Genomic DNA, 8705 nt, shown 5'->3' on the forward strand with positions numbered 1-8705 from the left:
GCCGGTTTCTTCTGCACGGGCAAGACCGCGAAGCCGCACGCCTGCAACAACGCCGGATTGCGCCCGAGTTCGCGAATCAGGGCCTCGATCGACGGGTGCTGGAACACCACCCCGGCCAGCACCGCATTCCACATCGCCGCGACCGGATAGTCGTCGCGTCCCGGTCCGCGCATCACCTCCAGGTAGTGCACCAATTGCGCGTCCGGGAGATGATCGCGCACCAGAGACAACCGCTCCAGATCGCTGCGCGCGTCAACCGCGCGCCAGTCAAATAAGCTCGGTTCAATGGCCGCCATAGGGTCTTCCTGCAAAGGATCGTCTCGATAACGATAGGATCCCTTGGCGGCCACCTTTTTGCACGACCCCGCTGGCACGCTGGGGTGAATTTTCGCCCACCGCCCCAGCCCATGCGCGCAACTGACTGATTGTTCATTCCGGGCTGGGGTAAACGAAAGTTTTCCCCCGCCGGACGGCTTTTCAGTTTAGTGGGTTGCCGACACCGCTAGAGGCTCGACCAGGTCCACGAATGACACCACCGATACGATAGGTTCCTGAGGCGTCAATTTGAGGATGCGTCAGCCGGGGTACCCGACGGCAAGGGTCCGGCTTAATCTTGAAAGTCGGTCTACACAACACTTATGCGATCGCCGCGTCGCTGATCATCGAGAGCGCCGAGCGCTCGCGCATTGTTCCTCGCGGCCGCGGTACAGGCCCGCCAGGCCGGCGCCTTTCTCACGGCGGAAGGTTCTTGACACTGGGAATCGGTCCCTTGGCGGCGGACGCCTGGCAGAGCGAGCAGGCGGCGGCGTTCCATCCGCCACCCCTTCGGTCCGCTCGCATTAAAGAGAGTCGACACTTCTATGGGTGGCTCCAACTTTCAAGCACCACCACCCGTGTCCTCGCTTTTGCACTTGTTCACGGGTGCCCGCCTCCCATGGACCGATGCTTGGATCTCCCTGGTTACCGCGCATTCTCAATGTCAGGCTCGACACGGCCCCGGACCCCGGGGAGTACCAGCGCCGCTCGCCATCGCGCAGCGCCAGTTGTTGCCTACCGGCGGGACACGGCCCTGGGCATTCACCAGTCCTATCTTTCGGGGCTCGACACCTTCAAGGTCGGCTCCACCCGCTACCTTTGCACCGCGCCTGCTTTCGTGCCTACCCATCGACGCGTCTGTTACCAGACGCGCCGCAAGGCTCGCTACTGGGCGCGTGGCGCACGCTGACCCAGGCGGTACTCACACCCGCTAGAACACGCGACATTGCCAGGCCGCACTGCCCCCTTTCCCCAACCCCTTTTCCCCACCTTTTCGCCGATGGTGACCCCGTCTTTTCGCTTCAGGCCGCCACCATCTGGATGTCGCCCGCCACCAGGGTCTTGGGTCCGGTCAGGGTGGCAAGTGCCACCGCCGCCCCGGCCCCGTTGCCGTCGGCGTCGAAGGACAGGCTGCCGCTGGTCGCGTTGTAGAGAAAGACGGCGTTGGCGTTGGCTAGCGGCGTCCCCGCGGCCACCAGGCGGGCAGCGGCGAGCCGGCCCAGGGGCAGGCCGGCGAAGTTGGGGCTGACCACCTGGAGGCGGTCGACCCCGCTCTGGAAGTCAGTGAGGTGGTCGCCGCCCTCGCCGGGACTGAGGAACTTGAAGCGATCCGCCCCGGCCCCGCCAGTCAGGGTGTCCGCCCCGTAGCCGCCCCTGAGCAGGTCGGTCCCGGTCCCTCCGAGCAGGGTGTCGTTGCCGCCCCCGCCATCAATGGTGACCGACCCGCGGGTAAAGCCGGACGCATCGAATCGGTTGTCGCCCGAGTAGCCGCGCAGGTCCGCCCCGTCGATGTCGGTCAGGGTGTCGGTGCCCAGACCCCTGAGCTGGGTGTCGGTGAGGGTGAAGTCGGCATCGCCGACCGCTCGCACCCGGTCCTGTCCGACCGCCCGCCCGATCAGCACATCGTCGCCGCCTTGGCCTTCTAGGATCACCTGGCGGCCGGTGAAGGCGGTGGCGTCCAGGGTGTTCGCGCCGGGTCCCCCGCACAGATGGGCCTCTTCGATGCCATCGAGGGTATCGGCGCCGAGCCCGGTCAGCCGGTCGGCGGTGAGGGTGAAGTCGGTATCGCCGCGGGCCTCGACGCGATCATTGCCAGCACCGCCGACCAACGTGTCATCGCCCACCCCGCCGCTGAGCAGGTCGTCACCGCTGCCGCCCAGCAGCGTATCGTTGCCGGACTCGCCGTAAAGAAGGACCCGTCCGCGGGTGAAGGCGGAGGCGTCCAGGCGATCAGCGTTGCCGTCGCCGATGAGCCTGGCCTGGTCGATGGCAGTCAGGGTGTCGGTCCCCTGGCCGACGAGTTGGGTGTCGGTGAGGGTGAAGCCACCGTCGCCCTGGGCGCGCACCTGATCAATACCGGTCGTGCGCCCGATCAGGATGTCGTCGCCGCCGCCGCCCTCCAGGATGGTCAGGGCGCCGGTGAAGGCGGTGACATCCAGGGTGTTTTGGCCGGCCCCGCCGACCAGATACGCCTCGTCGATACCGCGCAAGGTGTCGGTTCCGAGTCCGGTCAGTCGGGTGTCGGTAAGGGTGAAGTCCGTATCGCCATAGACGTGCAGCCGGTCGCGACCCGCCGCGCGCCCGATCAGGGTGTCGTCCCCGCCGCCGCCGTTGAGGACCACCAGGAGGCCGGTGAAGGCGGAGGTGTCGATCCGGTTGTTGCCGGCCCCGCCGACGATCCATGCCGCATCCATCCGCACCAGGGTGTCGGTCCCCAGCCCCGTGAGTTGCCCGTCGCTGAGGGCGAAATCACGGTTGCCGACGGCCCGCACCCAGTCCTGGGCCACCCCGCCGATGAGGGTGTCGTCGCCGGCCTGGCCTTCCAGCACGGTCAGGTTGCCGGTGAATCCAGCGGCCTCCAAGCGGTTGTTGCCGGCCCCGCCGGTCAGCCAGGCCCCCTCCATGCTGGTGAACTGGTCGGTGCCGCGCCCGGTGAGTTGGTCGGCGGTGAGGACAAAGTCGCGGTCGCCTTGCTCGTGAATCAGGTCCACCCCGACCCCACCGGTGAGGGTGTCGTTGCCGTCGCCGCCCTGCAAAAAGTTGTAATCATTCCGTATGTTCCGTATGAAGCCGTGCCAGGTGGCCGCCGCGCGCGGTGCGATGAGCCGGTCATCGCCGGCCCCGCCGTCGAGCATCACGGCCCCCAGGGTGAAGGCGGAGGCGTCCAGGGTGTTGGCCCCGTTGCCGCCGGTGAGGGTCGCCCGTTCGATGCTCGTGAGTGTGGTGGTGCCCGCTCCGGTCAGTCGGGTGTCGGTCAGGGTGAGGTTCACATCCCCCTGCGTTTGCACGCGATCACTGCCGGGACCGCCGATCAGGGTGTCGTTGCCGGCCCCCCCTGCCAACGTGTCGGCCCCGACGCCGCCGTCCAGGCGGTTATTGCCGGCAGTGCCCGTCAGGACGTTGTTCAGGGCGTTGCCGGTGCCGTTGCGGTTGGCGGTCCCGGTGAGGGTGAGGTTCTCGAGATTGGCCCCGAGGGTGTAGGCGACCGCGCTGAGCACGGTGTCGGTGCCCTGGCCGGCGTTCTCGGTCACGCGGTCGCCGGTGCTGTCCACGTGGTAGGTGTCATCGCCGGCACTCCCGGCCATCGTGTCGGCCCCGCTGCCCCCGCTGAGCCTGTCGTTGCCGTCGCCGCCGGACAAGCGGTCGTCACCGTCTCCGCCCCAGACCTGGTCGTTACCCGCCTCTCCAAATAGACGGTCCGCGCCGACCAGTCCCTCGATCCGGTCGTCACCCCCCTGCCCCAGGATGATGTCGTCTGCTTGACTTCCGACGAGCCGGTCGCCGCGATCGGTACCGTCCAAGGCCGGGGTCGCTGGCGTCAAGTCGAAACTGAACGTTCCGGCGGCCGAACTGTAGTCTTTGCCGTCGCTGACCCGGAAGCGGAAGGATTGGGTCCATTCATCCAGTACCTCGGTCGGCGCCTCGTAAACCAACCGGTTGAGATCAGCGGTGGCCACCACCGCCCCGGCTTGCAGCACGGCGCCACCCAAGAGTAGCCGTCCTTCCTCGGGCAGCGTTTCGATTCTGACGCCATGTAGCGAACTGAGGGGATCTTGATCGGCGAAGGCAAAATCGGTGGCGCGAAGCGCCAGGCGCTGCCCTTCGTTGAGCGTCGCACTGCTGTTGGCGGTCGTCGGCGCGCTGTTGGCGAGGGTCACGCGGCCCTGCTGTAGCCAAACCTCGACGGGGCTATCGGCGTATCCATAAATATCGTATACCTTGCCGTCGAGGGCGTCGCTGCCCTGTAGCGTCAAATTCGCCGTAGCGCTATCTGTCGCTGTCACCTCGCTGTTCAAACCGTCGATCACCAGCCGCTTATTGCCGTCGAGAATCTGCAGCAGCGACGGCAGATCGAAGGACACACTACGGCCATAGCCCAGGTTGATCCTTTCGATATTGAAGAATGTCCCCGCTGCGAGGGGCACGGTCACGTTCTTGCTATCGGTCCCCGGGGGCGTCAGGTAGAGCGTATCGAACCCCTCGCCGCCATCGATGCGGCGGCCGAAGCTCAGATGATCGTTGACCGCCATCCCAATCGTGTCATCGCCTTCTCCCCCGGAAAAGGAAATTTCGGAAAGGTCAGACTCGAGCTCCGAGAGCAGGACATAGTCATCTCCATTCATGCCTTGGATGACGGTCGGAGGTCCAACCATGTCGGGTTGGGGTACCGTGAACACGTCATTGCCATTGGTGCCTTTGAAGAAGGTCCAGGCCGGATTGTCGCCCGCCGAACCGGATTCGGCCTGCGTCGTCCAATCCTGTCCGTAGACGACATAGGTCAGGTCGTTATCGCGATCCGTGACGAGCAGGTCATTAAAGCCGTCCCCGTTGATATCGCCCGCGGCATTGGTTTGATAGTCCGTCGAGCGGCCCGCTAATCCCTGGATTTGTATTTGATCGGTGGCCCCGCCGCGGGTAATGTTGTTTGGGGGGCTCAGCGCGGTCGAACCCAGTTGCAGCCAGGCATTGGCGTCGTTCGAGTTCAGGCCGGATACCGCTCCCGGGGCGATCTGATCGAACAGGATGTCGTCAAAGCCATCCGCGTTGACATCCCCCACGGCCACGCTCGCCGAGGGGAGGTCGCTGAACGGAAGCCCCGGTTGAGCCTGAGATAAATCATTCTCGAACACCGTCGGGGCATCGACGTCCAAGCCGCTCGGCCCCCCGAAATAGATGACGTCTACGACCACCGGGTTGTTTTGGCTAGAGCGCACGGGACTGCCCTCCCCGAAAGCGGCAGTCATTTGAGCGGTTTCAGAGTACGACACCAGAACGTCGGTGAAGTTGTCCCCGTTGAAATCGCCCGCGGTGACCGCGCTGTGGGAAACCGAATCAGCAATGGACCAACTGGTGGAATTTCCCCCCGGAAATTGAAAGTTCACCGAGCCGCTCGGCGGGGCTGGGAGGTCGGTAGCCACCGGCTGGAAAGCCCCCCCGCTGAAGCTCAAGGCCGACACAGCCATTGTGTAGTCAGCCGTGAAGATCGTAGACGCAGGGTTATAACCCGGATAGACGGGCCTATCAAAGACCATGGTAGCCGTGATGATCTCGTCCGCGCCGTCCGCGTCGATATCCGCCAAGCCCAGCCCCGGCGTGGTGAGCGCCCCGCCACTGGGCGCGCTGAGGTTGAGATCGTAATAAGTCGGACTCGAGTTCAGACCGGTTGCGGAGCCCAGGAATGCCGCAAGCGAATACCCCTGTCCGCCGGCGTTCTGAAGCAGCGCGACCACATCGTCGTAGCCATCCCCGTTAACATCCCCGCCGGCCAGTTGCTCGATGCCCGTATAAGCGGTCGTAACAAACCCATTGAACACCTCAAGTACCGGATTTTCGGGGTCGGTGACTATCGCACTCCCCAGGAACTCTTGGACTGAACGCAGAGAAGTCCCGGCATCAACCGCGGCGATATCCCGGTAGCCGTCGGCGTTGAAATCGCCGCCAGCGACCTGCCCCGCGCCCATGGAGGCGGCGGCGAAACCGAAGCTGCGCTGCCCACTGACATTGCTGAGCGTGCTCGCGCCGAGCGTCAGCCGGTTCACGGTCGTAGTGTTGGAACCCACGCTGCCGGTCGACATGAAATCGCCATAGCCATCGCCGTTGAAATCGCCGACGGGTACTGCGGGAAGGCCAGTCTCAATAATGAACCCGTTGTCGCTCCGCAGGTCGTCCACGTTGAGCGCCTGCCCGCCCCTCAGCCAGGGATGGCCGATGGCGACATAGGTTTCACCGTGGCCGCTGCCGTCGGCGCTGCTCGGCGCCCCCAGGCCCAGGTCGTCGACGCCGTCGCCGTTGATGTCGCCGAGGCCATTCAGCGCTTGGCCCACGCTGCCTGGGTTGAAGGCGTTGCCGTTGCCCAAGGGATTGGCGATGCCTTGGTACTGGAATACTCGGGAACCCGCAACATTCGGGTCCAACTGCAGGGTTGCTTGCCCGGTATAGGCATTGGTGCTACCAAATACGGCATAGGCGCTCCCGGCATTGCCATAGGCGAAAGGCGCCCCGACCAACAGGTCATCAATGCCGTCCTGATTGATGTCGCCGGCGTTGGCGACCGCCCAGCCGGCCTGGCCCGAGGCGAGGACGCCTTCGATGACGACGCCCTGCCCCGGCTGCAGCGCCGCGGGATTCGACGGCAGACTCCCATCGGCATGACCGAAGAGGACGTATACCTGGCCGAGGTTGGGCGTTGCCGTGCCGCTGGCCTCGTCGCCCGCCCCGCCGGCGGTGGGCGCGCCAACCACGAGATCCTGGATGCCGTCCCCATTGAAATCAAGGGTGGCCAGGGCGTTGCCGACGCCGTCGGCGTACACCGTACCAAGGTTCGAGGGAGTGTCGGACTGGCCGGTGCTGGGATTGGCCGCCCCGGTTGCGCTGGTAGGGGCGGTGATCTGTGCGCCGCTGAAGGTCGGGGCTGCGGGAAGGGTTTGGGTGGTGGGCAACGAACCCGTTCCCCTGAGCACGTAGACGCCGCCCCCATAGCCCTGGACGTTACCGCCGCTATCGGTCCCCGGATTGCATAACGGCGCGCCCATGATCAGGTCGAGATGGCCGTCGTCGTTCACGTCCGCGACGGCCAGGGACGCGCCCAAGCCCGTCGCGCTGGGGGTCGAGAGCGTGGCCTGCAACGTGGCGGTGATGGCCGAACCGGAACCCGCGAGGCGATAGATCTGGACGCGGCCCGCTGTCGGCGAACCGATAATGAGTTCCGGCGTCCCGTTGCCGTCGAGGTCGGCGAGCTGGACGGTCTTGCCGAAGGCATCGCTACTGTTGCCGCTGACGGGGTGGTTGGCCACACTGTTGATGGTCAGGTCCGCGCTCGCCGGGCTGGCGAGCGTCGAATTGTCGAACACATAGACCCGGCTATCGTTGGTCCCGCCGGCGCCGGTCAGATCTGGCGCGGCGATGGCGTACCAGATCGACCCGCCCGCGGTGCCGGTCCAACTGTCCAGGCTCATCCCCGCCTGGGGTGCGGTCGCGCCGCTGCCCGCCACCCCGCTAATCTTGATGACGGTCTGCCCGGCCTGCGGTGCGTCCAGTTGCAGCCCTTCGTCCAGCACTTCGACGCCCTTGGCGCCGCCAACCAGATAGATGCTGCCGGCACCCTCATCGGTGCCCGGTGCCGCGATCCAGAAGCTATCCACAGCGGCCGAGCCGTTCTTGGTGCCCCAGAGGTTGCCTGCTCCAGAGACGGCGTCGCCGAGTTGGGACTGGCCGGGTCCGGTCAGTTGGAACCCGCTGTCGATTGCGAGGAGTTCGATGACGGGGTTGCTCTCCTGCAAGACGGCGGTCGCCGCGAGCGCTAGCGTCCCTTCGTCTTCCAGGAGAAGTTGAAATTTCTCTCCGGTGTGTTCGTTGAGCGAATCGTTCTTCAGGGCCACCGTCACCGTCATCTCCGCCTCCCCGGCGGCGAAGGCGACGCGGCCTTCGGTGTGCAGGTAATCGGCCCCGGCGGTGGCGCTCAGATCGACCGTGCGATAGCGGAGTGTCTTGCCGGTTGAGAGGTTGCCCGTGCGGGTGATCGTGAATGTCACTGAGCCATCGTCCTCGCGCGCAACGCGGTCGGTGACGGCGAAGGTGCTCCGGGTGGCGGCGTCGCTCGCTTGGGTTTGCGCAGTGATGATGTTGTCGATGACGGCGGGCGGCAGGGGCGCGCTGAGGGTGGTCAGGGTTGCGGTGCCGCTCCACGACCCGGTATCGCCACTGGCCGCCGGACTGTACACCGCCTGCTGTAGGAATGTACCGCCGGACTCTGAATCGGTGAGCGCGAAGCTCACGATGACCTGGTTTTGGCCGGTCGCGCCGAGGGACACATTGACATCGGAGACGACCTCGGCACCCGCTTGGCTAGCGCTGAAACTCGTCAGGTTGTGGCCTGTTTGCCAGCCCTTGGTCTGGGTCCAAAACGCCGCGTACAAATCACCGCGGGACGGGTCGGTCCAGGTCGCCAGGATTCCTTGCGACGTCTGCGTGAGGCTTTCCACGGCGGTCCCGGTCGGGAGTCCCGCAATCGGTTCGGGCGCGGGCACCGTTGGCTCTCTGGGATCTCAGTAGGTCAGTGTCTTTATAAATTACATAATGTTATGACAGCCCTGAGGGTGTCAGAGAGTCGCATGGCGAGCCTCATCGACAAGCCCTAATCAAAGCCTTGGGGCTATTACTGCTCTGCCGAA

The 8705-nt window shown here is 65.3% G+C and carries 2 protein-coding genes; both read right to left on the bottom strand.

Annotation, left to right across the window (positions count from 1 at the left end; all coding sequences use genetic code 11):
* On the bottom strand, positions 1 to 296 hold a 296-nt coding region (locus QZY03_RS24200), incomplete at its 3' end, for a transposase (RefSeq protein WP_295585386.1).
* Between the two features lie 1041 nt (positions 297 to 1337).
* Entirely contained in the window at positions 1338 to 8561 is a 7224-nt protein-coding gene (locus QZY03_RS24205) for an FG-GAP-like repeat-containing protein (protein ID WP_295585388.1), read from the bottom strand.
* Between the last annotated feature and the right edge of the window lie 144 nt (positions 8562 to 8705).

Origin of the sequence: uncultured Lamprocystis sp., from assembly GCF_903933125.1 — a bacterium.
In the GTDB taxonomy this organism is placed as follows: domain Bacteria; phylum Pseudomonadota; class Gammaproteobacteria; order Chromatiales; family Chromatiaceae; genus Thiodictyon.